The following is a 24,884-nucleotide window of genomic DNA, read 5'->3' as shown; positions in this document are numbered from 1 at the left end:
TCCTCACGATCCGGCCCGGATGACAAACGCTCCCTCGGACCGTCATGTCCGGGGAGCGTTTGCTGTTTTGGCGGGGCGGATTAACGGAAATGCAGGCGCAGCGTATTCTCGTCGGCGCTGCGGATCACCTGCACATTGCTGGTTTTCCGGAGCGAAACCAAAGCGCCGCTCCCCAGCTCCGGTTCTGCATCCGCGAACTTGGCCGTATAGATGTCGCCCGTCAATTCCGGCTCCGCTGCCGAATCCCAGCTTTCCGGGTACCACATCAGGATAAGTTCCTTCGTTTCCGGGTAGTGCAGGCTTTCCAGCGTGTAGCCGGTTTGCGGAATCGCCATGTGCTGCCCTGCAAACCCGGCAACCGCCTGCTCCCGGTATGCCGTCAGCCGGCCTTCGGCAATCGGAGCCGACTCGGGAACATACAGGCTGGCCGCCGGTGCAGGCGGAGCCTCTTTTCCTTCCGGTGCGGCGGCCGTGTCCGGGCGGACAGCGGCGGACTGTGTGCCAACTACGTTCATTCTGCTGTCTACGTTTGACTGCGCGTAAACGGACAAGCCAAAGCTGGACATGGCCACCGAGGCGCCGATTCCCGCGAGAATCAGGACGGACCTCCAGTTTTTTTGCATGCTCATTCCTCCAAATTCCGTATTCCGGACCTCCGGATGTCCGGCTTCACCAGACTACCACCGGCAGGTCAAGATCCCGTGGGGGTTTTGTCAGCGTTTTGCAAAACTTCCGCGGCCGGAAGCCGCAAGCAAGCCCGTGTCCCGCCTCCCGGTCGCCCTCCGAGCGCAAGGCTGCCCCGATGCGCTCTTGCAATCGCCCTGCATAACGGGAGACCCAGTCCATGCCCGCTGCGGTTCCGGTCCCTGGCCGGGTCCAGGGTGAAAAACGGCTCGAATACCCGCTCCGTATAGGCTGCCGGTATGCCGCTTCCTTCATCGGAAACGCAAAGAACGATGTCCTCCCGCTCGCGGTACGCTTCCATCGTAATTACCGATCCCTCAGGCGAAGCTTTGGAGGCGTTGTCGATCAGGTTTCCCAGCAGCACCAGGAGCAGCTCCCGGTCCGCCAGAACCATCCCGGCGAATTGTCCGGTTTCCAGCCGCTGAGCTTTCCCCGCCAGGAGAAACCGGAACCGGTCATGCAGTTCCTCCGCCAGAAGAGAAAGCTCGCCGTCCTCCAGATTTGCCGCTTTTCCGTTTTCCAGATTAAAAAGCTCCATCAAGCTGCCCGACAAGGCGTCGAGCCGTTCGCTTTCCCGGCGGATAAAAGCCAGCGCATTGTCCCGGTCGGGTTTCTTTAAATCGTAATGCTGCATAAGGCTCGCGTACCCCATGATGGAAGTGAGCGGTGTCTTTAGCTCGTGGGCCACGCTTGCAATAAACAGTTCTCTTTCTTTGACCGTCCGTTCCAAGGCTTCGGTCCGGGAACGGACCGCATCCGTCATCCGGTTGAACTCCGCCGCCAGTTCGCCCAGCTCATCCCCGCCCTCCGCACATACCGGCGTTGCCTGCTCTCCTCCCGCAACCAGGCGAACCTGTTTTCTCAGCTCCGCCAGCGGGCGAAGCGCCCTGCGGATCAGCATGAACAGTCCGGCCGCGAGCACCAGCATACCCGCCGACAGCCAAGCGGCCGTTTCGGTGCCAAGAGCTTTTTGGAGGCGGAGGAATTCCGTCGTATTGCGGGCGCAGTCCAGCCGGAACCGCCTGCCTCCGGTTTCGATCCAGCCGGAAACGTAAAGCCAGCTTTCCGCCCCCTTTTTCCGCCAAACAAAGCTGCGGCTTCCGTCCTTTGGAGGATCAAGTCCCATGAGTGCGGCGGTTTCAAGGTCCATACTGCTGAAGAGCACTTGCCCGCTTTCATCCGTCATCGCGATTGAACGTTCCTGATCCGGGTAAAATCGGGCGTAATGGCGGACCGCTTTCTTAATCAGTTCGGGCCCGTGTGCGGCATCCAGCCCATAAGTGTCCGCCAACGCTTCGGCATGCAAAACGAGAGAATCCGCCAGCATGCGGTGCTGCTCCAGCGCGTTTGCCTGTTCCCGGTCCAAGCTGCGCCCGGTTGACACGGCCATAATCCGGAAGGCCATTCCGGTCATCAGGACCAATACCAGCAAAGCCGCCGGCACATACAGCCGCAGCCAGAGCTTCACTCCCGGGGAGGCGGTCCCATTCATAAGGGATACTCCAGACGGTAGCCGACTTTGTGCACCGTTTGAATAACGTCGGCCAGCCCGAGCTTGGTGCGCAGCTGCAGGACATGCGTATCCACCGTCCGCGTGCTCCCGTAATAATCATATCCCCAAATCCGGCTCAGCAGAGACTCACGGGAAAAGGCGATGTTCGGATGCTGCAGGAAAAAAGCCAGCAATTCGTACTCCTTGGGTGTCAGAACAGCCGGCCGGCCTTCCCGGTACACTTGCCGGCTGTCCAAATTGATCTTCACGCCGCCTATGACGATCTCGCGTGCGTGATTCGGATGCAACCGCCTCAGCACCGTTTCCACTCTTGCCAGTAGTTCCAGTACGTCGAACGGCTTGGTTATGTAGTCCTCCGCTCCGCAGCGGAGCCCGTTTACTTTGTCGGCCACCGTTGTTTTTGCCGAAAGAAAGATGACCGGCACTGTTTTTCTTTTAAATAGCTCCAGTAATTGATAACCATCCATGCCGGGCAGCATGATGTCAAGAAGCGCCAGATCAAAGCGGACCTTTTCGCCAAGAGACGACGCGGTCTCTCCGTCGTGCGCTACTTCGCAGAGGTAACCGGATGATGTTAATGCCAGTTGAACGAGATTTGCAATGGACGGGTCGTCTTCCGCAACGAGAATTGAGTACGCCATCAGTTCCTCCTGGTCCAAACGGTTTTTCTATCCTCCTATTCTAACGGAAACTCCAGGGGGTTTTGTCATCCTTTTGTAAAAATGCCCGTGTATGCAAGAACAAAAGGATTAGGAGAACACAAAAAACCTGGAGGGAAACCGGACATCCTGTTGTCCTCACCTCTTGGTATAATCGGGATAGTACATAAAGGATGGTGACGGCCATTGGCCAGCTATGAGTATTCGACAAAAGAAGAACTAACCGAAGCGATCCATAAAGCTTACCTGCAGCTGGATGCGGAATTCGACGGGATTGCCGATGAGGAGGCGGATATCCGGGTGCCGGGCGCGGACCGAACCCCCCGTGAAATTATCGCTTACCAGCTCGGCTGGCTTGAATTGGTCATGCAGTGGGAAAAGGAAGAGCAGGCCGGGGCCGTTCCGGAGATGCCCGCGCCGGGTTACAAATGGAATCAGCTGGGGGAGCTGTATCAGTCCTTCTACGAGCGGTTTTCCGGCCCTCCTTTAAGCGAGCTGAGAAGCCGGTTCCGGGAAGCCGAGCAATCGTGGCTGAAGTGGATCGGCACGTTAAGCGAACGGGAGCTGTTTGTGCAAGGCGTGCGCAAATGGACCGGTGACAATCCGAAGTGGCCGATGGCCCGCTGGATTCACATCAATTCGGCTGCGCCGTTTAAATCGTTTCGCGGCAAAATCCGAAAATGGAAAAAGGACCGGCCGCAGCTCCGTTGAGCCATCCGGCAGCAGCAAAAGAACCCGCAAGTCCGTCTCCGGCTTGCGGGTTCCTTCCGAGTCGGAGCGGACAATCAAGGCTTTGTAAACGTAACGGTTACAGTGATAGGCTGTGTGCCCGAATTCCGCAGATAAAGCATATCGTTAAAGCCCGGATTAATATAGTAATAGCTAAACGTGATTTGCTGGACGAGCTCGCCACGTACGCTACCCATCCAGGCGTGCTCTTTGCCGTTAAACATAACGTATGCGTCCCCGTTCAATGAGGAGGCGGTATACGGATTGGCTTGTTCGATCTTGGCGAAAACGGCATTGGGATGGCCGCCGGGCGGGACAAAAAGGACCGGACGCATCTCCCCGGGCTGAACCGTCAGCGTCAAGGGCTGATTATAGGCTTGGACAACCGAAAGTGCATGAGCGGGACGGGCGAAAACAAACAGGAGACTGAGCATCATGACAGCAGACAATAAGGCTTTCATGGATCGCATTTCCATTCCTCCTTGACTGTTTTGAAATCTCCATCGTGTAATGCAAAAAACGGCCAATATCAGCATTTCCGCGGTGCCGCTCTGTATCAGCCTCAGCAAAGCCGGGGGCAATGGGAACGCTTACACTTTTGCTCCTGCTTCTCCGCCTTTCCTCCTGCCGGTGGACTGATGCAAAGACGAGTTCCGTCCTCCGTAAAACGACAAATGCCACCATTCGCTTGGAAGCATCACCGCCCGTTCTTATAGAATATTATGAATATTATTACAATTTATAGTATATCACTCAGGTTGAGCACTGTAAAATATTTCTTTTGTTAACGTTTTTGCGTGTATTTTTTTCTTTCATCCAACTTTTCTCCTGCACTTTGAAAGAAATCCGCTGCATAAAAAGCGACCCCTCAATGGGGCCGCTTTCTGCTTTTCCGACTAATCGGCTCATTGGACGGCATAATTCAACAAGACCGCCTCCCGGCTGTTTTCGTCATACGCGATCCAGATTTCGTCTCCGGCTTCTACGCCGTAAAGCGGCTCGATGGTTTGGTCGATCCGGTACTCCGTCCCGCCGCGTTCGACGACAATCTCCGCACGAGGACGCTCGCCGAATGTTCCCTTAAACGTCACCGAAATCACTTTTGCGCCTCCCTGTTTGCTTTTCAGAAGACGCACTTCCTTTGCGTATTCCTCCTTGTTGGCCAGGACGGGAATCGTCATTCCGACAGACACGGGCATATCCAGGGGGACGAATTGGCTGGAGGTTTTCCGGACGCTTGTTTGACCGCCGGTGACCAAAGCTTCCATCAGCAGCAGCCGCCGGCTGCCGGTACGGACCGGAAACTCCTCAAGTCTCGTAATTTGCCCGTCAAGCTCCAGCTGCCCGGCTTCCTTGTACTCGATCAGCCGCCCGTAGCTGAAAAGGCGAACCACCCCCTCCGTCCGCATCAGATTGGCTTTCTCTCCTTCACGGTAGTGAAAGCCCGGCGCACATACGACAGGTACGGAATAGGATTGCCCCTCCGCTTCAAAATGCAGAAGGAGCGCCTTTCCCCGCTTTGCGTCTCCGATAGCTTCCATACGCTTGAGGATGGCTCCACGGATAAATTCCGGCTCCGGCGGCGGGGGCATGGTTTCGTCCGTTACAAACACGGCTTTGCCCGTCCGGCGGATATAGGAGATCAAGACGGGGGCTCCCGGCTCCACGGAAGTCAAAAAGGATACCACTTTCTTGATTTTCACTTCCTTGGTCTGCCCTTCATCCTGAAAACGCACCGTGAATTCCACCTGGGGTTGATTGTTGATGTACATTCCCGTTTCCTTTGCGCCTGCAATCGTGCCTTGCAGCAGGACGCCCTCCGCCTTCTGCCTGGCGTTTTGCCTTCGGAGGTAAAGCGAACTAAAGAAGAGGATGACAACGGGAAGGAACGGGATGAACAGCCAGACGATCCAGTTGATGACCAGCGGTCCGCCTTCCTTTACATAGGCCAAAAAGCTCCGCAGCGAGATGGTGTCCTCTCCCTCGCCCATTTGCCAGCGCTTTGCTTCTTCTGCGGTGATAAATGCGCTCGTCGAGTCGGCAAGCTTCAGCAGACCGGCCGCTTTTTCCTTCTGGGCATAATACAGCGTTCCACTCGCGTTTTCCTTGTAGAACCGGGCTCCGCCGCTATCAAGATCTTCATAGGCTAATCCGCTCAAGATCGGGGTGGCGTCGGTGAAGCTCCGGCTCGTTTCATTGTAAAGATAACCGAGAAGTGTGCCGTTTGCTTCGTCTTCGGCGGAGGAACCCGCAACGAGCACTTCCTCGTCGTTCAACAGGTAAAGTTTTGCCTGGTAGACCGGCTGCGGAGTCTGGAGAACCTCCCCGTCCTCGCCGGTAGTCGCGTTGTAAAAACGGACCTGGCCGGGGAACTTGCTATCCTCGCGAAGCAGCCGGTCCGCCTTCAAACCAAACCGTTTGGCAAATGCCGCGCCTGCCCGTTCCTGCGCTTGGAACATTGTCTCATCGGGGTCCTCCAGCAGCACAGCCGGTTCATCTGCTTCCGTCAGCAGACCGCTGACAATCGCCTGCCGTTCGTCTTTCAGATCGACCTCGTACATAGGGACGGCCCATTCGTTTTGGAAGCTTCCGGATACCGGCGAGATGCGAGTCGGACGGGATGGAAGACCGCTCCAGCCGTTCAGATTCAGAAGCTGCAAGCCGGCATTCCGGACTACTCCCAGGTTTACCGCGTGACTCTCCGTTTCGTTTGCAAAAAACAGCCGCCCTCGCCACTCGAACGCCTCCGAATCAAGAAAACCCGACAGCCAGACCCTACTTTCTATCAGTTCCTCCGCGCGGCCGTCAGGGTCGATGACATAGACCGACATCGTATTCCCGGTGTCGTTCGTTGCGACAACAAGCTTGCCCTTCTGATAAGAGGCGATCAGTTGACGGTGAATGTCGGAACGAAGCGGGACCTCCGCCAGCGTTTCCCGGGTTTCCGTATCGTACAGAGTTGCCTGCAAGCCGTCGGCACCGTCCGTTATGCTAGCCAGCCGTTTGCCGTCTTCCATATAAAAAAGATGGCGCACTTCCGGCAAGCGGCTTTCCGTTCCCTTCACCCGGTCGCTGTAATCGTTCCACACCAGTATGCTGATAATAAGAAACGGCACAAAAAAGATCAGCTTGGATAAAAATTTCATTTTTTTCACTTGGCTCTCTCTCTCCTTCATTCACATCCCTAAAAGGGTAGCAAAAAAGAAGATCAAATACCAGAAACGAAATCCTCATTTTCCCATATTGCGCACCTGCTGTTCTGTGCATCAAAGGTACCGGGAGGGTCAGGCGGATTCCTTTTGCAACGTAAAAAACCGGCGGAAGGCCCCGCTTCGCTCCCGCAGCTCCGAAAGCGTTCCCCTTTCCACGATACGGCCCTCCTCCATGTAAAAGATTTGATCGTACATGCCCAGCAGCTCTTCGCTCAAGTTATGCGTGATGGTGACAAGCGTCAGCTCTTCCATTTCCAGCAGCCGGCTTTCGATTTCATAGGCGGTTTGCCGGTCGACCGCGGAGGTGCCTTCATCGAGAACAAGCAGCGGCTTGCGGCGGATGAGCGCCCGGGCGACTGCGATCCGCTGGCGCTGGCCTCCTGAAAGAGCGGCGCCGTTTTCTCCTGCGGGCGTATCCAGTCCGGCGGGAAGCTCATCCAGGAAGCGAAGCATGCCGCTTTGCTCGGCAGCCTGCCGGACCGCTTCCTCGGAAAACGGTTCATCCAGGCAAATATTATGCCGGATGTCCGTATCGAACAGGTATACGTTTTGATGAATGAATGCGGTTAATTCCCTCAGCCCGTTCGGGTCCAGCTCTCTCAGCTCCGCGCCGTCGTAGGCCACCGTCCCCCGGTATTTGCCATAGCTGCCGGTCAGCACCTTGACCAGCGTCGATTTCCCGCAGCCGCTTTGCCCCACCAGCGCATATTTCCCTCCCTTTCGCAGGTCCAGATCGATGCCGGACAACACATCCCGCTCGCGGTAAGCGAACGATAAGCCGCGCGCCTCCACACCGGTGTGAAACGTCGCTTTGCTGTTCCCCGGAAACAAACGCTCCGCATGATCGGATAAGGTCCCAAGCCGCTCCAGCACCGGCCTGGCTCCTTGCATTTTGGGGATGCTCTGCATGATGACCAGCACCGGGCCGACAAAACCGCCGCTCAGCTGGACCAGCGCCACCAGCATACCGGCCGAGAGCTTGCCCGTGATAATCAGATAAGCGGCGATAAAAACGACGGCGAATTGGGTCAGGTAGGCCAGCATCTCGGATAAACTTTCGTTCAAGGCAAGCAGCCGGTCCGCCGCGAATTTGGTGTCCGCCGCCGCACGGTTTTGAACACGGAACTGCCGCTCGCTCCTTTTTTGCATGGCGAATGCTTGGATGACCTCATACCCGAGAAGCAGATCCTTCAGCTTTCCGGTGAAAACGGACATCTGGCTGGAAACGGCGTTTTGCCGGACCTGCAGCGGCTTGCCGAATAACGAAGGTACCGCGAACATCAGCACCATACAGACCAGCAAAATGCCCGTCACGAGCGGACTGTAGTAAAACAACAGGATGAGAGAGGAAAGAAAAATGACGATGTTCTGCAGCGTCTGGAGCAGCGGTACCATATAGTTTTCCTCGACCAGCTTGATGTCGTTGGTGAGGGCGGAAAGATAGTCCGCCGTATTGACGGAGGCGAATTCGTCGGCGTTCCGGTTCAAAACACCCTGAAAAACGCCGCTGCGCAGTGATACCGTCATGTTGCGGAACAGGGCTTTTCCGCTCACGGAAGAGAGATAACCGAACAAACCGAGCAGCAGCAAATATCCGGCCGACCATAAAAGAATGCGCCAAAACGTCTCCATATCTCCCAGAAGAGCCGCATCAATCACTTTCTGAAGAATGAGTGCGACCAATACCGCCGCCGCTGATGTAACAATGCTGCACACTACCGTTGCGGCAAGCAGGAGCCGGTTTTTTCGCAGTGCCTCTTTCATAAGATGTTCCTCCTACATATTAGATTATGATCTAACTTGTAGGAAAATCATAAAACAATAATCGAATATCGTCAAATGTTTTTGATGAACTTCTAATTATCTGGTCATATGCGAAACCTGTGACGGCGGCCGCGCTCTTTCTTTCCAAACAAAATAAAACGGGCCGGAGCGGAGGAGTCCCCCGACCCAGCCCGTTTTTGCTTCCCGCCCGCCTTACGGCTCAATCCCCCATACAAGCTGTCCATTCGTATAACCGGTAACCTGTTCGTTGTTGACGTACTGGCTGCTGGATGCCTTAAACGAGTAATCGTTCGCCTGATTGTAATTGGACCAGTTGGTCTTGGAGAAACGGGCCTGAATTTCGGCGCTTTGGCCGGGGTTCAGCGTTCCGGCTGCGCTTGTAAAGCCGATTTCCAGATAATAATCGGCTGTGGCAGCGGGAGTCGCCAGTTTTACGAATTTGCTGGTGACATTGGCTGCGCCGACACTCGCCCAGTCGCACCAGAAGCTCTGTGCATTTTCCCCGTCAATCGTATAGTAATACCGGAGTTTTACATCACTGAGCTGGATCGGAGAATCACCGGTGTTGACGACCTTGAACTTGGGCGAAATTCCGTTGGTGGAGGCGCCTGTGTTGCCGTTGAAGGCTTGGATCGTCAAGTCTCCGGCCGGCAAAGGAACGCTGCTGTCCGCCACATTTACGGTAAGAACGGGGTTCGTTCCTCCGCTGAAATGAAACGTGATCGCATTTTGCCCAAGCGGCAGCGTAGAAAGATAGGATTTGCTCAAAACAACAGCCGTGCCCGATGCGGTATAATCCTGGCCCGCTTTAAGCGTGTAAGCTCCGTTCGTAATACTTGCAAGCTGTTGTCCGTTTAAGGTAAGGGATACGGAAATATCCTGCTGCAGATTAACCGCTTTATCAAACGCGGCATTCACGGGCGAAATCGCGGCGCCCGGCGTTGTATCCACGATTTTGACTTTTAATACGGGATCTTTTCCTTGATTAAAATCAAAGACGATCGAATGCTCGCCAACCGGAAGCTGAGCCAGGTATGCTTTTTTGAGGAGCAGCGTGCTTCCGCTCAGGGTGTAATCCTGGTTCACAGTCAAGGCGTTGGCGCCTGCCCGGAGCGCGGTTAACGTATTGCCGTTCAAAGTTACGGTTACGGCTTTGTCGCTTTGATTGGGCGCATATTTGTCAAATTCGACATTTACTGGTGTGATGGAAGAATTGGGGGTGGGATCGTCCACCTTCAAATCGGGCAGCTCGTCCAGCGTGATGACATAATTGCTTTGATAAAGCGTTTTGAGTGTGGCCGGGTAATTAAAGGCGGTGCTCATGAGATGCTCCCCGTACCAGGGGCAGAAGTACAGCCATCCCGCTTTTTCCTCCGTCAGATTCTGCAGGCTCGGGACCGTGTCGTTCTCCGTCATGGCCACCATTTTCTTGCCGTCGGTTAAATTCACCAGCTGATAGAAAGTAGACGTAATGGCATCCTCGTTGGGTACGCCGGACAAACCGTCATAACGGTTGTAAACCGTATTGTATTTGTCGTAGCCGACAAGATCCACTTGATCGTCGCCCGGATACCAGGCGGGGGAAGTGCTGTACACGTAGCTGTTGTAGGTCCAGATCAGGTTATGCAAGCCGTACGTTTCCGTAAGCTCGGTATAAAGCAGATCCCAAAGCTGCTTGTACACTTCCGCGCCTGCGGAAGCCCACCAGAACCATGCGCCTTCGCCGTTGAGCCCGCCGTTGCCCTCCGCCTCATGATAGGGACGGAAAATAACCGGCACTTTGTTTTCCTGCAGAATGAGCAGCTGTTCCGCCAAATCTTCAATGGTCAGCATCACGTATTGATATTCTTTCGTTCCGGGAACGACGGCATTGGCCGTATTAAAATTGGTATCGGTCGGCTTGTAGGTAGCGTCCTTCCAGTCTACAAACGTTCCAAGCTGATAGGTGGTGAAGTTTTTGGGCACATTGATATGCCAGCTCGCTGTCGCGATCCCGCCCCGGTTGTTCACCCAGTCGATCATCCGGTCGGTTGTGCCGTCCTCCCAACCATAAAGCGGATTGTAGTTCATAAAATCAAAGCCGCGAATGGCCGGATACTTGCCGGATAAATCATGAATCCAATCAAATTCCAGCTCGTAATTGCCGTTGTTCCCGCTTCCGTAAATCTCCTGCTGGCCGGAGATAATATGGTGGCCGTATACCTCGGTTAAGTAATTCATCAAAAGCTGGGTTTCCGGGGTAGCTTGCGAATCGGTGAGGACAGGCTGCACCTCCAGCGGATCAAGATCGGCATAATCCACGGTGAAGGCGTCGAAATAAGCGAAGCCCCAGCCGGCCTTCAATTGGATGGTGTTGCTTCCTTGCTTCAGTTTGTGAAAGCCGAAATCGAAGTTCGACCACGCTTTTGTATAGGGCAGCATATAAGACCCTTTGGTAACGCCGTTAACAGTTAAATATTGAAGCCTGCCGTCAGGACTCAGCTCCTGCATGTATCGGGTGGAGATGGAATACATGCCGGTTTCCGGAACCGTTACCGTGAAGGTAATGGTGCCGGAATTCTGCATCCAGACAAATCCGGTTCCGGTGAATCCGGGCTTGGGTTGTCCGTAAATCTGGGTCGCCACTTGAAGATCGGAGCTGAGCTGGGCGTTTTCGCCTTCAATTGTGAAAAGTGCGGTGTCCGCATGAACAGGCGCTGTCATCAAACCAAGCAGCAGTGTAAGTGCCAGCAGAAATGCGCTTGCCTTCTTAAGCAATTTTTTCATTAATCTCATCCCTTTCCTTGGAAAATAGATAAATAATTACGCTATTCACCAACTTATGATAGCGCTTTCACGTCAAATATAGCATATGTGCCAAATGTTGTAAATATATGGAGGTTGAAAAGTCTTAAATTCGATAGATTTTAACCCACATAAAAAAACCGCCTTTAAAGGCGGCGGGAAGCAGCGTTTCCTTACAGCAAATAGCGCTCAAGTTCGTTCAGGAAGCCTCGGATGCTGTTCTCGTCCAGACGGTAGTATACTCTTCCGTTGGTTTTGTCGATGTTCACCAGTCCGCTCGCCAGCAGCACATTCATGTGATGGGAGGTAGTGGCAGCCGTAAGGCCCAGCTTCCCGGCCAGCTCCAGGTTGTACATCGGGCTTGTTTTCAGCAAACCGAGAATTTGCAGCTTGCTTTTGTCGCTCAAGGCTTTAAGCCGCGTTAGCAGCATTTCCTGTCCGTCCCGCCCGCTGCGGCCTGTCATCGGAAGCTCGTCCACATACAGGCCATAATAACAACGCGAGGCAAACATGAGTTGGCCCAGCGGCATCGCGAGACACGGATAAATCACCGGATTCTCGGCAAACAGCTCCAGAAACCGGCTGAACAGCTCGTCGTTTCGCTTCCTTACCGATTCTTCGATTTTGGCGAGCTGCCTGGCCAGCGGCTTGGCGATTTCCTGCTCGGCTTTGCGGAAAGCCGGCAGGTTGCGCTTTACAATCTCCACCAGCGGAGCAATCCGTTCCCGCGGGTGCTGGAATATGAGCATTACCTTCCATTTGGCGCCCGGCAATCCTGCTAGCGGTCCGTTGTCTAAATAGGCAACCTGGTCATCCAACGTCCGAATCTGATCAAGCGAAACACGCTCAGGGGAAGCGACCTCCCCATCTTCTTCGCTTCGCAGGCTGTTCAGCAGCTCCAGACGGATGTCATCCTCCGTGACTTGCGTTAAATCGTCCAGCCAGCCGGGATTGCTGCACAGCATGATCAGGAGCGCCGCAAAAAAAGAATGGTCGGGATCTTCAAAATAGAAGCGTTCGTCTTCTTCGCCCGGCGTTTTATGCTTTTGAAAGGCTTGAACGTATCTGTCAAAGAGCTTCAGGTGTTTGTTGTAAAAAGCTTCTCCGTCCATGCCGAATTCCGACAGTTCCTTCACGGTCTCCCGTTTCTGTTCCTCGGCGTGATGGCTGATGTACAACAAGCCCATTGTTTCAAAGACCGGGTCCAAGCCGGGTTGAATCGTTACGTTCATTGCGCCTCCCGAATGCCGTCAGAATTTGATCATCGTCTAATTCATTGTATTCTCTTGTCTATCGGGAGGCAAGAGCGTCCCGGTTGGCTTTTATTCTCCGTATCCCATCCAGGAAACCGGCTTCTCTTTCGCAGCGGTCAAAAGGCTGTTGCAATAGCCGACGTGATGCTGGATATGGAGAATTTGCATAAGCACCGTGTCGGCCCTGGTTATCGGCTGATAGACGTCGCTTGGAGACTTTAGCCCCTCGTCTTCCAGTCCGTCCAGAAAAGCGTGCGCTTTGGCCTTCATTTCGGCTACATAAGCGGCTGCTTCCTCCCGCGTCGGATCATCCGCGCAGGGCGTCTCGAAATCCGGGTTGATGTCCCGGCCGAAGCTCGGCGGAACGAACGGCTCGTCCTTTTGGCGAAGCCAGAATGCAATCCCCGTCGCCGCGTGCAGGTTGTGCTTCCAGTATTTCAGCTCCCGGTTTCGCCAGATCGAATCGGGGCACTCCCATACCTGCCGCTCCAGCATCTGCAAAACCGGCTCCAGCTGCCGATACAAGATGGCGCTGAATCGAATCTCCTCCATAAGCGACTCCTTTCAGTTGCTTGGCTGTCCGGCCTTGAGCAACCTTTCACAAATAGAAAGCTGGCTCGATTATAAGGGGAACGAACACGGTTGGCAAGGAATATATTCCATTAGCACTGTTGTTTCCCAACTGCACACACTCCGCTCTCCGCGTACGGGAAATGAAAAACCGTCTCCCGCGTACGGGGGACGGTTGCGTCAGGCTTTCATCCATTTTCAATTCAATTGTTCTTGATCCACCGCCGAAACCACCCATGCTCCCTCTTCGCGGGTCAGCGTAAACATCGCATTGATATGCCCGCGCAGGTCGCTTGTTTGCTCTTGGGCTACGCGATATTCTTCTTCGTTAACGGGCTGTATGGATACCGGACCGTCCGGCTCCAGCCAAAGCGGCGTTTCCGTCGGAACCATGTAAACCCCGCCGTTTCGCTCTTCCAGATAAACATCGGCCAGCCGGTTCGCCCAATCCTCGGTCATGGCCTGCCGGAATTTGTCCACGACCGCCGATGCCGAATCGTAGGAGCCGATCCGCTCCTCCTCCCCGGTCTCGTTCATCACATCACGGAACACCTGCTCGTAACGGGCCAGCGTTTCCCGTGCCGCCTCCTCGGTCAGCTCCTCCGCTCCGGTTTCTGCCGGAGCCGGTTCCGTCCCGCTCGGGAGCGGGGATTGCATTGCCGGCGAAGCGGTTGAAGTCGGTTGCGGAGAGGGAACCAGGTTGTTTTCGTCCTCCCCGCAGCCCGCCAAAGCCAGGGACAGCCCCGCCAACATCAGCCATGTCCGTTTCATGCTGTTTCTCCTCCTTATGCACGCTTGGTCTTACTCAACCTTACCACCGCGCAGCGGAACGGAAACGGTTTTTCAAAACACGGCTTCTATTGGAGGTGATAGAGGACCACAGCCAGCAGGTTGTTGGCGATATGAACGCCGATGGGAACGAGCAGGTTTCTGCTGCGTTCATAAAGAAATGCAAACAGAAAACCGGTGACCGCGTAGGGAATCATCTGCCAAAGCTCCGCGTAATCCCCCTTCCCCACAACCGCCTCGCGAACATGCTGAAAAGCAAACAGCAAGGACGACACGGCATAAGCCAGCGTTAAGCTTCTCCCGCGCAAGGCTCGAAAAATCAGCCCACGGTAAATCAGTTCCTCCAGCACCGGGCCGACAAACACAGCGCCGATGGCAAATAACAAAGGGATGCTGCCGCTTAAAGACTGCATGGCCGACTCATTGGCGGAACCGGACGAAAATCCGAGCATTTGCATCACGGCGGACATCACAATGCCATTCAGGACAACATTGGCTGCAAAACCGCCTGTTATCCACCCGGCATTGGCAAGCCACCGATTCCCGAAAGCTCCGGCAGCCTCCCGAAACAGCCGGAAATTCAATGCAATCATTACGGCATATAACAGCAGGGCAAGCAGCATGGCCGTCCCGGACCGCTGCGCCTCCTGACTCACGCCCAACCGCTCTAAAAGCAGTACGGCCGGCTGCGCATAAAGCACGCCCACAAGGCCAAGCCCGTATAACAACCAATAGACCAGTCCCAGTGCGGACTGCCGCCCGGTTACCCGCTCTGCAAAGACGCGTTTTTCCCGACGCTTCGGGTTTTCCTGCTTTTTCGGCTTCTTATTTTCCCGTGTTTCCGCTCCCATGTCCGTTTCATCCTCCGTGTGCATTCGATTTGCCTTCCAAATCGTAACACGGAGCGCCTTTCATCCGGCTTTCGGGAAGCTTACAGGAGCCTTACATTTTCGGCAGCCGCAGCAGCAGCTCAAACCGGGTTCCCTTGGTCCGGGAATCGGCTGTTCCGCCGTGCAGTTCGGCAATTTTCCGGACGATCGTGAGGCCAAGGCCGCTGCCCGCCGGGTCCAGTCCGGCCTGTTCCCCGACCGGGAGAGCTTGCGGACCGGCCGCGCCGTTAGCAAAAAGCAGCCGCACCTCCCGCTCTCCTTCCTCCAAAACGACATCAAATCGCGTTTCTGGCCCGTGATGCATCATGGCATTGAAAAAAACGTTGGCCAAAAGCCGCCCCATCTTCCGCCGGTCGAACCGGAGCGCCACTTCTTGATCCGGAATGGCGATATGGACCTCCAAGCCGGAGGCCTCCAGCGCAGGCAGCATCCCGATAAGCTCTTCCCGCAAGAATTCCGCCAAATCGCCTTCTTCCGCCTCCAGATGAAAGGCGGGACTTTCCATCCGGGACAGCTCGAAGAGCCCTTCGATCAGTTCATTCGCACGAAGGCTGTTTTCCAGAATGATTTTGGCGTAGTCGGTTTGTTCGGCCGAACTGCCGCGCTCCTGAGCTTTCAGGTTCAGCTCCGCATACCCGGCTATGCTGGACAGCGGGTTTTTCAGATCGTGAGACAAATCCAGAATCAGGCTTTTCCGGTTGGCTTCGCTTTGCTCCTTCGAGGCCGTCTCCTCCTGCAGCTTGCCGGCCATATGGTTAAAGGCAAGCTGTACCTCGCGAAACTCCTCCGCGCCTCCGACCGGAACACGGGCGCTATACTCCCCGTTGCGAAGCCTTCCCGCAGCGGCCGCCAGCTCCCGAAGCGGGCGGACGAAGCTGCGCGACGACAGTCGCGCGTAAAGAAAAGCGCTCGCCAGCAGGACCAGCAAATAGCCCGCTCCGACAAATCCGAGCAGCTGAAGCGTCCGGTCCGAAGCAAGCGTGTCGGAGGAAGCGTTGACGGAAAGGGCTAGCTTGAGCTTGATCGGCAGGGAGACGACCAGCCAAAACTTTTCGGCCTCGTTGTAGGCAACGGTTACCATATCCCGGGAGCCTCCGGTGCCGGCGATAAAATCGGTCCACTGTCCCAGCGTCATGGCCCCGGAAGGAAGCGGATTGCGTCCTTCCGACCGCACCACTTGGTACCCGGCGTCGATCACCTGCACTCCTCCGCCCGCCTCCGTCACTTCGGCCGTTTCGATCAGCCGGAAGTCGTCCCGCATCAAATGGTCCGCGGACAGGCGCTGATAAGGGCTTTCGTCCGATTGAAGCCGGTTCATGCCGAGCAGTCCGATGGCGGTTGCGACCGCGATGACCGTCGTCAGAAGAAAAACGACCAGGTACTGCCGGAGCAGCCGGCGGGCCACTCTCTGCCGCCTCACAGCTCCGGCTCCGGCATGTGAAGCTTATAGCCCAGTCCGCGTGCGGTAAGCAGATACTCCGGCTCTTGCGGACAGGTTTCGATCTTGCCGCGAAGCCGGCTGACCGTCACCATGACGGTATTGTCGTCATAGCCGTATTCATCGTCCCAAACCGCGCCGTACAGCTTTCGTTTGGTAAAAATCCGGTTGGGATTCCGCATCAGCCATTCCAGCAGCCGGTATTCCTTTGGCAGCAGGGGGACAAGACGCCCGTTCTTGAACAGCCGCCCCCCGGCCGTGTCCAGCTCCAAATCGCCGCAGCGGATGGTGTCCGGCACGTTGTCGGAGGAAGCGTCGTAAACGTGGCGGCGTCTGAACTGGGCCTCCACCCGTGCTCCCAGCTCGGCCGGACTGAACGGCTTCGTTATGTAATCGTCGGCGCCCATGCCCAGCCCGATCACTTTGTCGATATCTTCGCTGCGCGCCGTGAGAAGCAGAACGGGAATCCGGCTCATTTTCCGGATTTCGCGCAGCAGGTTCAGCCCGTCCATCCGGGGCATCATGACATCGAGCAGAGCCAGATCAACCGGTTCCCGTTCGAACCGGCGAAGCGCCTCCAGCCCGTCCTCCGCTTCAAGCACGCGGTACCCCCGCTCCTCCATGCAAAGCTTAAGCAGTCGCCGAATGTCCGTTTCGTCCTCGGCGATCAGAATTGACCTCATCTTGTTCCTTCCCCCTGTGTGGTAAAGCTAAATCCCGCTAAAAGAATGGTGGCGGTCTGTTTTTCCAACTACCACCATTCTATCATCAGGCAGCTTGTTCAGCGAGGGGAGGGCAGATACACATGGTCTTGTTCTTCGGGGGAGCCAGCTTGTTGGATAAGGATTGGTCAACTGTATATGGGCCTCGCGGCCGCAGGGTCGGCGTGATTCCTGCGAGAATGCTCGCGGCAAATTACCTTCTCATCTTCCCTATCGTAGTGGCGTATTTCATTTGATGTGCGTACTACCGAAATCGAGAAATCTTCATAACAGGTATTACATAGGTTAAGTCTGTTATTGGTTGAATGATGAGTTCATTCGGCACTGGATAGCCACGGAATCAGATTATATCCCCCAGTATATCCCAATTTCCTCAAACGAAGCCATACTTTCATTCAAACCCTCGGGGCTTTCTGCTCCAATTATTTCAATCTCTCTTTTTGTCAACGTGATGTTTTCATCAGGATTATTCACTTTCCTGGTATAGATAGACTTTAACAATTCTACTTGTTCAGAAGTCATCTCATAATAATCCCGCCAAGAATCAATTGCAGAATCACTCTCCATAAAATGTCTCTCTAATAAATAACCACCGCCTTGCACAATTCTTACGATATTATCAATTGAAGTAATAGTATGATTATCACCCCAAAATGCAGTAGTGATAGATGGTGAAGTCGTACCATCTTCATTTTCTTCAAGTAGGTATTCTAAAGTCTCATTCTTAGCTAACTCAAGTATTTCCTTCGGTGCACCAGTAAAAAAATCTATTGCTGTGGGGATATCTGTTCGAGTAAAGTTGTCATTTCGAAACGCCCCCACTAAGTAGCTACCCTTGAAGGAAATAGTCCCTCTGCCTCCCGAACCATCAACAACACTATAGTTTTCTCCATCCCATGAATGCTCGTACGATAATTCAGGATAGTGAGCAACCATTATTGCATGTGCTACGGATGCAAGTATACAACCGCTCCATAAAATGCTTTTATTTAATTGTTTATTTACTATCACAGGCTTCATTTTTTTCTTCCTTTCGGTTTAGTAGGCGGTGTTTTCTTGCTTGGTTTTTCAAGATCCAAGACCAATATATGGTCTGCTTCAAACTTATCACCTTTATACCTGGATTAGCCATTTTTCTTACCCGTCCCCTTAGTGAAACGGACAGCGCGGGGCGGCCGTCTCCAAGCCGGACGAAGCAGTCGCATCTCCGCCTGCCGCCGCTCCGGCAAACGCGTCCAGATGCACGCCGGCGGCTTCGGCCTCCGTGCGGTAAGGAGCCGGCTGGTACTCCAGGCTGGGCTTCAGCTTCAAATCCTTGTAGCTGCTGCGCCAAATTTCCGTAGTCGCCGGAGACATCGGCGGAATCAGCCATGACCAGCGCCCGGACACTTCACGGCCGGCCGCTTTCTCCTGCTTTTCAAACCGGATGAACTGGTCGGATGCCGTGTGGTGATCGACGATGCTGACGCCTTGCTGCTTAAAGGAGTGAAGAACCGCCCGGTTTAGTTCGACGAGGGCGCGGTCCTTCCACAAGGAGGTGTTGGTGGACCGGTCCAGGCCGAACAAGCCGGCCACCTCGGGAAGCTGGTTGTACCGGTCGGTATCCGCCAGATTGCGCGCGCCGATCTCCGTTTCCATGTACCAGCCGTTAAACGGAGCCGCCGGATAATGAATGCCGCCGATCGACAGCCGCATGTCCGCGATCATCGGGACGGCATACCAGCGCAGGCCAAGGTCTGCAAAGGCTTCATTCTCGGGGTGTGCCAGAGGAACCTCCAGCATCAGCGCCTCGGGAATCGGAACCCACTTCGGGTCCCTTCCCGCAAGCTGAATCACCAGCGGCAGCACATCAAAACGCGTGCCCTTCCCCTTCCAGCCCAGCTTCAGGCATTCGCGGGTAAAGGCAACGGAGGCGGGATCGCCGACGATGCCGGCTTCAGTCTCGTAGCCGGCGTAGCGGATCAGCTGGTGGTTCCAGATGCGCACCGGCTGCACGCCGTTCTCCTCCGGCGCAAAAACGGTCATGACCGGGCGCACCCGGCCCCCGTTCGTCGCCGCCTCAATGTGGCGGAGCAGTGCTGCAGCCACCTCCGCCTCCGTTTCCGCGCTTCTTTCGTCCAGCACGGTGAGCGACGGCCAGAACAGGCGGCCCACACAGCGGGCGCTGTTCCGCCAAGCCATCTTGGCTCCATAGGCCAGTTCATCGGCGGTGTGCGTGTAAACGCCGCGCTCCGCTGCTTCTTCTTGAATCCCGGCAATACGCTTCGCAGCAGCTTCCTCCGGGATGTTTTGTTCGCGGGAATACGCGAGGACAAATTCCTCGGCTTCCCGCAGCAGATCCTCCAGGTTCGGGTGGCTCATTCGGTTCCTCCGCTTTCTCTGTATCAGCCGCTCACTTGCTTGTCGGCATTTGCTTTCCATTTTACCCGATTTTTCCTGCGGAAACGAACATAACGCCGGCAAACAAAATAGCCCGCCCGCTCCCCTGAACCATCGGGAGCGGAACGGGCATGTCCCGGCTTCTCCATCAGCCGGCCGGGTTCCCCCGGTCGGCATCCGTCTCCGTCAGCCGGACGGAAGTGAAGGCGGCCTCCCGGCCGTTGACCAGCAGCGCGATGCGATGCTCGCCCGGGTAATGCCGGCGCGTCGTGAGGTCCGCCCAGGAGTGCGTCCTCGCGCCGGACAAACGGGCGCCGCCGGGCACCGTCTTGTCCGACAGGAGAAACAGCTTGCGCGAGGTTTGGCCGCGCGCTTTCACGAAATCGACGCCGTATTCAATGCGGACGCGCACTGCCGCTCCTTCCCGGATGCGCAGCTCGTACGAAAGCCGGCTTTCGCCGCCGATTGCCGCCTCGCCGGGCAACGCGGTCAGGGCTGCGGCTGCCGCCAGCGGTTCCCCGCCGTTCGGTTCCGCATAACCGAACAAAGCCAGCGCGTCGGCATTGGCCGCCCGAATCAAGGTCCGGCAGCCATGGCGAATGATCCAGTCGGTGTCCGGGTGCGTTCCCTGCCAACGGCGGGCCAGGGCCAGCACCGCATCCGGGTGATCCTTGGCGATGTCATTCAGGTTGTTCGCCACGCTTTTGCGGACATAGAGCGACGGGTCCGCTTTGAGATTTTCCAGAACGGGCAGGATCGGGGAAGGGTCGCGCTTGAACATCGGCAGCGCTTGTCCCCAGGGCAGGCGCGGCCGGCAGCCTTCGCTCGCCAGGCGGCGGACATGCTCGCCGGGATGGACGGACCAGGCCAGCATCTGCTTCATCATCCGTTCCGGGTCGCGCAGCAAAAACGGCCGCACCGCAAATTCCGAGGAGGAGCCGGAGGTAAACCGCTCCAGCGCTTCCATGGAGAGCGCAAAGTCCTTCTCTTCTTGACCAAACACCTCTACGAAGTCCGGAAAAACCAGATAAGGAAAACCGGTGCAAGCGCCGCTGACTTCATATAAAATCCGGAGCGCTTCCGGATACTGCTGCGGCAAAAAGTCGCCCAGCGTTTGGGCCACCCTCCTGATCCGCGTATTCAAAGCCATATCGCGCCAAGGCTCCTCCATGACTGCCGCGGCGAACCCGTCCGCATCGAACCGGCTCCATGCCGTCCGGATCCGTTCTCCAAAGCCGCGCAAAAACGCCTCGTCGTAAATGTCCTTGAGGGCATCCGCCATAACGGTTCAACTCCTTCTGTATCGTAAGCTTTCTTCAGCCTTCACTTTATCAGCCGGATGCGGACAGCAGGCTGTCAACTTCGCACCTTTCGCTTTAAAAACTTTGCAGCTTGACAAAACCGCCCGGCCGCGTTACATTCGCCCCAGGTAAACCGGTCGTATACCGGGAAACAGATACGTGCAAACGGAGGGAACCCGATGGGGGGACAGGAACGGAAGGACAAAGAAAAGGAAGTCCGCCGCAACGATATCGTCGACGCGGCGGAACGGGTCTTTTTCACCAAAAGCTACCGCTATGCGACCATGGAGGACGTGGCCCGGGAGGCGGAATGCAGCAAGCGGACGCTGTACGCTTATTTCAGCAGCAAGGAGCAGTTGTACTTCGAGATTATGCTTCGCGGGTACAAGCATCTGCTGGACATGCTGGTGGATAACGTCCTCCAGGACGGCTCGTCCGGTCCGATCGCGGAGCTTGATATGCTGGCTTCCACCTTGTACCGGTTCAATCTGGAGCACCCCGATTATTTTGAAGCGATTATGTACTATGAAAACGGGGAAGTCGATTTTCAGGCCGGCATCCCGGACGAGGCGCGGGAGGAATGCTATGCGCTCGGAGAAGAGATTCTCGGCATGCTCACTGCAACGCTTCAAAGAGGGATGGAAAAGGGCGTTATTCGCAAAGACATCGACCTGACCAAAACGACGCTTGTCCTCTGGTCCAGCATGATCGGCGTTTTTACAACCGCCCGCAAAAAGAAGCATTACCTGGACAACATTCACGGCACGGAGCCCGACGAGCTGGTGAAAGCGGCTTTTGACCTTCTCGTCCGCTCCCTGCTTGCCGAACCGGCGGAGCATCAGGCATGATTTTCCTTTCCCGCAAAAGGGGACTCCGCCGGCTGATTACCGCTCCACAGCCGGATCAGGCGCCCAGTTCAACACCGTTCCCGCCTGTGTAAGCCCCGCGCCGAACCCGTACAGCAGCACGCGGTCTCCCTCCTTTACCTTTCCGTCCCGGACACCCTGGTCGAGCGCCAGCGGAATGGTTGCGGCCGAGGTGTTGCCGTAAGTAACAAGGCTGTACAGAGTCCGTGACAGCGCAAGGCCGGTCCGTTCGCAAACCGGCTCAATGATCCGCAGGTTGGCGCTGTGGGGCACAAACCAGTCGATTTGCCCTCCGTCCAGCTCCGCTTTTCGAAGCAGCTCGGCAATGCCTTCGGGCACGTTGCGCACCGCCCAGCGGAACACCTCCCGGCCGTTCTGCACCAGTGTTTCCCGGCGTTCGCCTTCAGCCCGTTTGCCGGGACCGTGCAAATAAACATGGCTCCCTCCGCTTCCCTCCGTTGCCGTATGCCACGCGGCGAAGCCCGAAACCGCATCATCCGCCTCTACCAAAGCCGCCCCCGCTCCGTCTCCAAACAACACGCAGGTGGTCCGGTCGGTGTAGTCGGTGATTTTGGACATCGCATCCGCGCCAAACACCAGGACCTTCCGGTGCAGCCCCGAGGCGATCAGTCCGTATGCCATTTGCAGGGCATATACAAAGCCGGAGCAGGCCGCGCTCACGTCAAGCGCCCCGGTTGCCGCAGGCAGCGCCAGCTTGTCCTGCAAAAGTGCCGCCACGCTCGGAAAATAATAATCCGGCGTGCTGGTCGCAACCAGCACAAAATCCACGTCATCCAGCCTCTTGCCGTACCGGCGCACCAGGTCAAGTGCGGCTTCCGCGCACAAATCGCTGGTAAACTGGTCCGGCGCGCTGATCCTCCGCTCCTCGATGCCCGTCCGCTGAATGATCCACTCGTGATTCGTATCCACCAGCGCCTCCAGGTCCGCGTTGGTCAGCTTTTTTTCCGGGACATACGTTCCGATTGCCGTTATACGCGCTTTTGTCATCTCTACGGGTCACCTCGTTTTCATCATCGTCCGCTGTATCGACGAAAGCCGGTCCAAAAAGCCAAAGACAGTTCCATCTTAATCGCGGAGGATCGGGAAGTCAAAACCAGCGAACCGAGGCGGAACAAACGGTTCTGCTCTTTTTTTCACTTGAGCCGCATCCCCCTTCCCGCTATACTGGGAAAAACGTATTTTTGGAAAGGATGGGCGAGATGGCCATTGCGCAAGTGAAAGCCTTCTTCCGGTCCCGGAACCGGGAGCAGGACATTCTGGAATTTGACGAACCGACCGCCACGGTGCAGCAGGCGGCGGACCGGCTTGGCGTTATTCCCGCCCGCATTGCCAAAACATTGTCTTTTCGCGGGACGGACGGACAAGCCCTGCTTGTGGTCGCGGCGGGAGACGCCAAGATTGACAACGCCAAGTTTCGGCAATCCCTTGGCCTCAAAGCAAAGATGCTGAGCCCCGAGGAGGTGCTGGAGCAGACGGGCCACGCCGTCGGAGGCGTTTGTCCGTTTGCGCTGGCGAACGAACTGCCGGTTTACCTGGATGTGTCCATGCGGCGGTTTGAAACGCTGTATCCGGCTTGCGGCAGCTCGAACTCGGCGATCGAGCTGACCTGCGAGGAAATCGAGGAATACGCGGGCGGCAAAGCCTGGGTGGACGTTTGCAAGGAATGGCAATGACAACAGGCAGCCCGGCGGGCTGCCTGTTGTTTACGACCGGGAAGGCTTAATTGTGAAGCGTCAGCGAAAACAAGTAAATGAACGGATTGTCGGGAAAATGGATGCTGGCTACGCGCTGCTCCGTCCCGAGCTCCGAGGAATACATCCAGATACTGGTCAGCTGGTTCATAACGATGTCGCGCCGGTGGTGATACGGGATGTCGATCACCGGCTTCGTCCCGAACGGATACTCACCGGCCGGGAACTTCGCTTTGTCGTACCAGTCGCAAACATAAAGCCGAACGTCTTCCGTCTCTCCGTTTGCGTAGGTTACCGTCACCCGCTCGCTAAAGGACCCGTTTACGGCGAGTCCGAGCACCGACATCCGGCGGTACACCGCCGGAGCCTGAATTTCAATGGTTTGTTCCTCGCAGGAGAGCACATCGTTTTTTCCTTTGTCCGTGCAGGGAAAATAAAACGGAACCCCGTCGAATTCGACGGTCTGGCCGTTTGGCAGCACAGGGCCCGGCAGGCTGGAATCGCTTTGGTCCATGCGGATGTCGTCGTCCAGCGGGGGCCAGTTGACGATCTTCCAGTTTAACTGCTCTCCCAGATCGATCATGTAGGCGTCGGCTGTTTTAACCAAGCTGCCCCACCCTCCTTGCCAGCTTTTCCAGCTCATCGGCGCATTGCGCTTCCAGGTCAAGGATGGACTGGATTTTGCCGCTGAATTTCCCCGGCTCGTAGCGTGTTTTAATTTTGGTCAGCATGAGGTGGTTGCGCAGCGTGTTCCACGAGCTGATGGTTTTGTCGAACAGATCGGTCAGCGTGCTTCCGATCTCGCCGCAAAACGGCGTCTTTTTCTCCGTGTTGAGGTAGGTCAGAAATTCGATATAAAGCAGACGGGCGTCCGTGAGCGCCTTCAGCTGCTTGTACCAGGAATCCACATAAACGGTGCCGTGCTCCCGCAGCTCCTGCATGTCCTCCATGAATTTCCGGATGCCGAACAGCCCCGTCGGCGCTTCCGGATGGTTGGCCCCCCGGATTCGCTCCACCACTTCGGCCACTTTGCGCGCGGCCAGCTCGGGCGAAGGCTCGAACCGGTCGGGCTTGACCAGCTCGAACGCATAACGGCCGTTGGAAACGTAGGAGATATGGAGCGTGTCGTAATCAAACCAGCCTTCAAACGGATGCGGAAACAGATCGATCAGGTAAACCTGATTGGTCTGCTCGTTGTAGCCCGCCGTCGCGAGAAAATGGGCTTCGTGCGTACGGGAATTGCTTTCGGACCACGGAATGTACCAGCCGTCGATAAACAGTACCAGGCAGCTTTCGGGGCCGCGCGGCTTGCCGACCAGCTCCATCATCGGAACCTGGTTGTAGGTTATCTGCGGGGTTCCGAACACCTCGGCGATCGTTTCCTCCAGCGGATACCGCTTGATGTACGGATACGGAAACAACCCTTGCGGGGAAAAATAATAAAACGACCAGTTGTTGCAAAAGAGCCACTGGTACGGCAGCCCCACGGACGCGTAAAACGAGCTGACCAGTGTGGTGTAGCAGTCCATGACCTGGTTGCCGTGATGGTATTTTTTCGGAATTTGCAGCTCCAGGGTTTGCAGCATTGGCTTTCGGCC

Annotated in this window: 22 protein-coding genes; 3 read left to right on the top strand and 19 right to left on the bottom strand. The window is 56.0% G+C overall.

Annotated elements, in window-relative coordinates:
- Nucleotides 1–80: 80 nt before the first annotated feature.
- The 3 genes from AC6I6H_RS10845 to AC6I6H_RS10835 all read right to left on the bottom strand — a co-directional run bounded on the left by AC6I6H_RS10845 (nt 81) and on the right by AC6I6H_RS10835 (nt 2,838).
- On the bottom strand, nt 81–623 hold the full coding sequence (locus tag AC6I6H_RS10845; protein ID WP_497953783.1) for a hypothetical protein: 543 nt from the start codon (nt 621–623) through the stop codon (nt 81–83).
- Between the two features lie 68 nt (nt 624–691).
- Nucleotides 692–2,176, bottom strand: a complete 1,485-nt coding sequence (locus AC6I6H_RS10840; protein ID WP_497953782.1) for a HAMP domain-containing sensor histidine kinase — start codon at nt 2,174–2,176, stop codon at nt 692–694.
- Complete coding sequence (locus AC6I6H_RS10835) at nt 2,173–2,838, bottom strand: response regulator transcription factor (RefSeq protein WP_497953781.1); 666 nt, start codon at nt 2,836–2,838, stop codon at nt 2,173–2,175. The genes AC6I6H_RS10840 and AC6I6H_RS10835 overlap by 4 nt, the downstream gene beginning before the upstream one ends.
- Before the next feature lie 204 nt (nt 2,839–3,042).
- Here AC6I6H_RS10835 and AC6I6H_RS10830 point away from each other — a divergent pair, with 204 nt between their 5' ends.
- Nucleotides 3,043–3,567, top strand: a complete 525-nt coding sequence (locus AC6I6H_RS10830; protein ID WP_497953780.1) for a ClbS/DfsB family four-helix bundle protein — start codon at nt 3,043–3,045, stop codon at nt 3,565–3,567.
- A gap of 74 nt (nt 3,568–3,641) precedes the next feature.
- On the opposite strand, the gene AC6I6H_RS10825 is transcribed toward AC6I6H_RS10830, so the two are convergent.
- The 13 genes from AC6I6H_RS10825 to AC6I6H_RS10765 all read right to left on the bottom strand — a co-directional run bounded on the left by AC6I6H_RS10825 (nt 3,642) and on the right by AC6I6H_RS10765 (nt 20,689).
- The gene (locus AC6I6H_RS10825) at nt 3,642–4,055 is read right to left on the bottom strand and encodes a hypothetical protein (protein ID WP_497953779.1); all 414 of its coding nucleotides are present in this window, start codon (nt 4,053–4,055) and stop codon (nt 3,642–3,644) included.
- A 435-nt stretch (nt 4,056–4,490) separates the two neighbouring features.
- Complete coding sequence (locus tag AC6I6H_RS10820; protein WP_497953778.1) at nt 4,491–6,740, bottom strand: YncE family protein; 2,250 nt, start codon at nt 6,738–6,740, stop codon at nt 4,491–4,493.
- Between the two features lie 129 nt (nt 6,741–6,869).
- The gene (locus AC6I6H_RS10815) at nt 6,870–8,561 is read right to left on the bottom strand and encodes an ABC transporter ATP-binding protein (RefSeq protein WP_497953777.1); all 1,692 of its coding nucleotides are present in this window, start codon (nt 8,559–8,561) and stop codon (nt 6,870–6,872) included.
- Between the two features lie 213 nt (nt 8,562–8,774).
- The gene (locus AC6I6H_RS10810; protein WP_497953776.1) at nt 8,775–11,348 is read right to left on the bottom strand and encodes a X2-like carbohydrate binding domain-containing protein; all 2,574 of its coding nucleotides are present in this window, start codon (nt 11,346–11,348) and stop codon (nt 8,775–8,777) included.
- Between the two features lie 191 nt (nt 11,349–11,539).
- Entirely contained in the window at nt 11,540–12,598 is a 1,059-nt protein-coding gene (locus AC6I6H_RS10805) for an ArsR/SmtB family transcription factor (RefSeq protein WP_497953775.1), read from the bottom strand.
- Nucleotides 12,599–12,688: 90 nt separating this feature from the next.
- Complete coding sequence (locus AC6I6H_RS10800; RefSeq protein WP_497953774.1) at nt 12,689–13,171, bottom strand: DinB family protein; 483 nt, start codon at nt 13,169–13,171, stop codon at nt 12,689–12,691.
- A 216-nt stretch (nt 13,172–13,387) separates the two neighbouring features.
- The gene (locus AC6I6H_RS10795; RefSeq protein ID WP_497953773.1) at nt 13,388–13,960 is read right to left on the bottom strand and encodes a hypothetical protein; all 573 of its coding nucleotides are present in this window, start codon (nt 13,958–13,960) and stop codon (nt 13,388–13,390) included.
- 86 nt (nt 13,961–14,046) lie between these two features.
- Nucleotides 14,047–14,829, bottom strand: a complete 783-nt coding sequence (locus AC6I6H_RS10790) for a CPBP family intramembrane glutamic endopeptidase (RefSeq protein ID WP_497953772.1) — start codon at nt 14,827–14,829, stop codon at nt 14,047–14,049.
- A gap of 91 nt (nt 14,830–14,920) precedes the next feature.
- Nucleotides 14,921–16,288 carry a sensor histidine kinase gene (locus tag AC6I6H_RS10785; protein WP_497953771.1) on the bottom strand — a complete coding sequence of 456 codons (1,368 nt, stop codon included), beginning with the start codon at nt 16,286–16,288 and terminating at the stop codon, nt 14,921–14,923.
- Entirely contained in the window at nt 16,285–16,989 is a 705-nt protein-coding gene (locus AC6I6H_RS10780) for a response regulator transcription factor (RefSeq protein ID WP_497953770.1), read from the bottom strand. The genes AC6I6H_RS10785 and AC6I6H_RS10780 overlap by 4 nt, the downstream gene beginning before the upstream one ends.
- 384 nt (nt 16,990–17,373) lie before the next feature.
- Nucleotides 17,374–18,048, bottom strand: a complete 675-nt coding sequence (locus AC6I6H_RS10775; protein WP_497953769.1) for a hypothetical protein — start codon at nt 18,046–18,048, stop codon at nt 17,374–17,376.
- 129 nt (nt 18,049–18,177) lie between these two features.
- Nucleotides 18,178–19,389, bottom strand: coding sequence for a nitric oxide synthase oxygenase (locus tag AC6I6H_RS10770; RefSeq protein WP_497953768.1), 1,212 nt, complete (start codon nt 19,387–19,389; stop codon nt 18,178–18,180).
- A 166-nt stretch (nt 19,390–19,555) separates the two neighbouring features.
- Entirely contained in the window at nt 19,556–20,689 is a 1,134-nt protein-coding gene (locus AC6I6H_RS10765) for a DNA alkylation repair protein (protein WP_497953767.1), read from the bottom strand.
- A gap of 198 nt (nt 20,690–20,887) precedes the next feature.
- Between AC6I6H_RS10765 and AC6I6H_RS10760 the strand changes: the two genes are divergently transcribed.
- Nucleotides 20,888–21,556 carry a TetR/AcrR family transcriptional regulator gene (locus tag AC6I6H_RS10760; RefSeq protein ID WP_497953766.1) on the top strand — a complete coding sequence of 223 codons (669 nt, stop codon included), beginning with the start codon at nt 20,888–20,890 and terminating at the stop codon, nt 21,554–21,556.
- A gap of 36 nt (nt 21,557–21,592) precedes the next feature.
- Here the strand turns inward: AC6I6H_RS10760 and AC6I6H_RS10755 are convergent, their stop codons facing one another.
- Nucleotides 21,593–22,582: a ketoacyl-ACP synthase III gene (locus tag AC6I6H_RS10755; protein WP_497953765.1), complete on the bottom strand. Its 990-nt coding sequence runs from the start codon at nt 22,580–22,582 to the stop codon at nt 21,593–21,595.
- Nucleotides 22,583–22,794: 212 nt separating this feature from the next.
- On the opposite strand from AC6I6H_RS10755, the gene AC6I6H_RS10750 reads away from it, so the two are divergent.
- Complete coding sequence (locus tag AC6I6H_RS10750) at nt 22,795–23,268, top strand: YbaK/EbsC family protein (RefSeq protein WP_497953764.1); 474 nt, start codon at nt 22,795–22,797, stop codon at nt 23,266–23,268.
- 46 nt (nt 23,269–23,314) lie between these two features.
- Here AC6I6H_RS10750 and AC6I6H_RS10745 read toward each other — a convergent pair whose 3' ends face one another.
- Both AC6I6H_RS10745 and AC6I6H_RS10740 read right to left on the bottom strand, forming a co-directional pair.
- The gene (locus tag AC6I6H_RS10745; protein ID WP_497953763.1) at nt 23,315–23,893 is read right to left on the bottom strand and encodes a beta-sandwich domain-containing protein; all 579 of its coding nucleotides are present in this window, start codon (nt 23,891–23,893) and stop codon (nt 23,315–23,317) included.
- Complete coding sequence (locus tag AC6I6H_RS10740; protein ID WP_497953762.1) at nt 23,886–24,872, bottom strand: hypothetical protein; 987 nt, start codon at nt 24,870–24,872, stop codon at nt 23,886–23,888. Before AC6I6H_RS10740 ends, AC6I6H_RS10745 begins: the two co-directional genes overlap by 8 nt.
- Nucleotides 24,873–24,884: the final 12 nt, after the last annotated feature.

Source organism: Gorillibacterium sp. sgz306347 (assembly GCF_059735245.1).
Note: the sequence above shows the minus strand (reverse complement) of the source record. Positions and strands in the feature narration are given on the sequence as shown.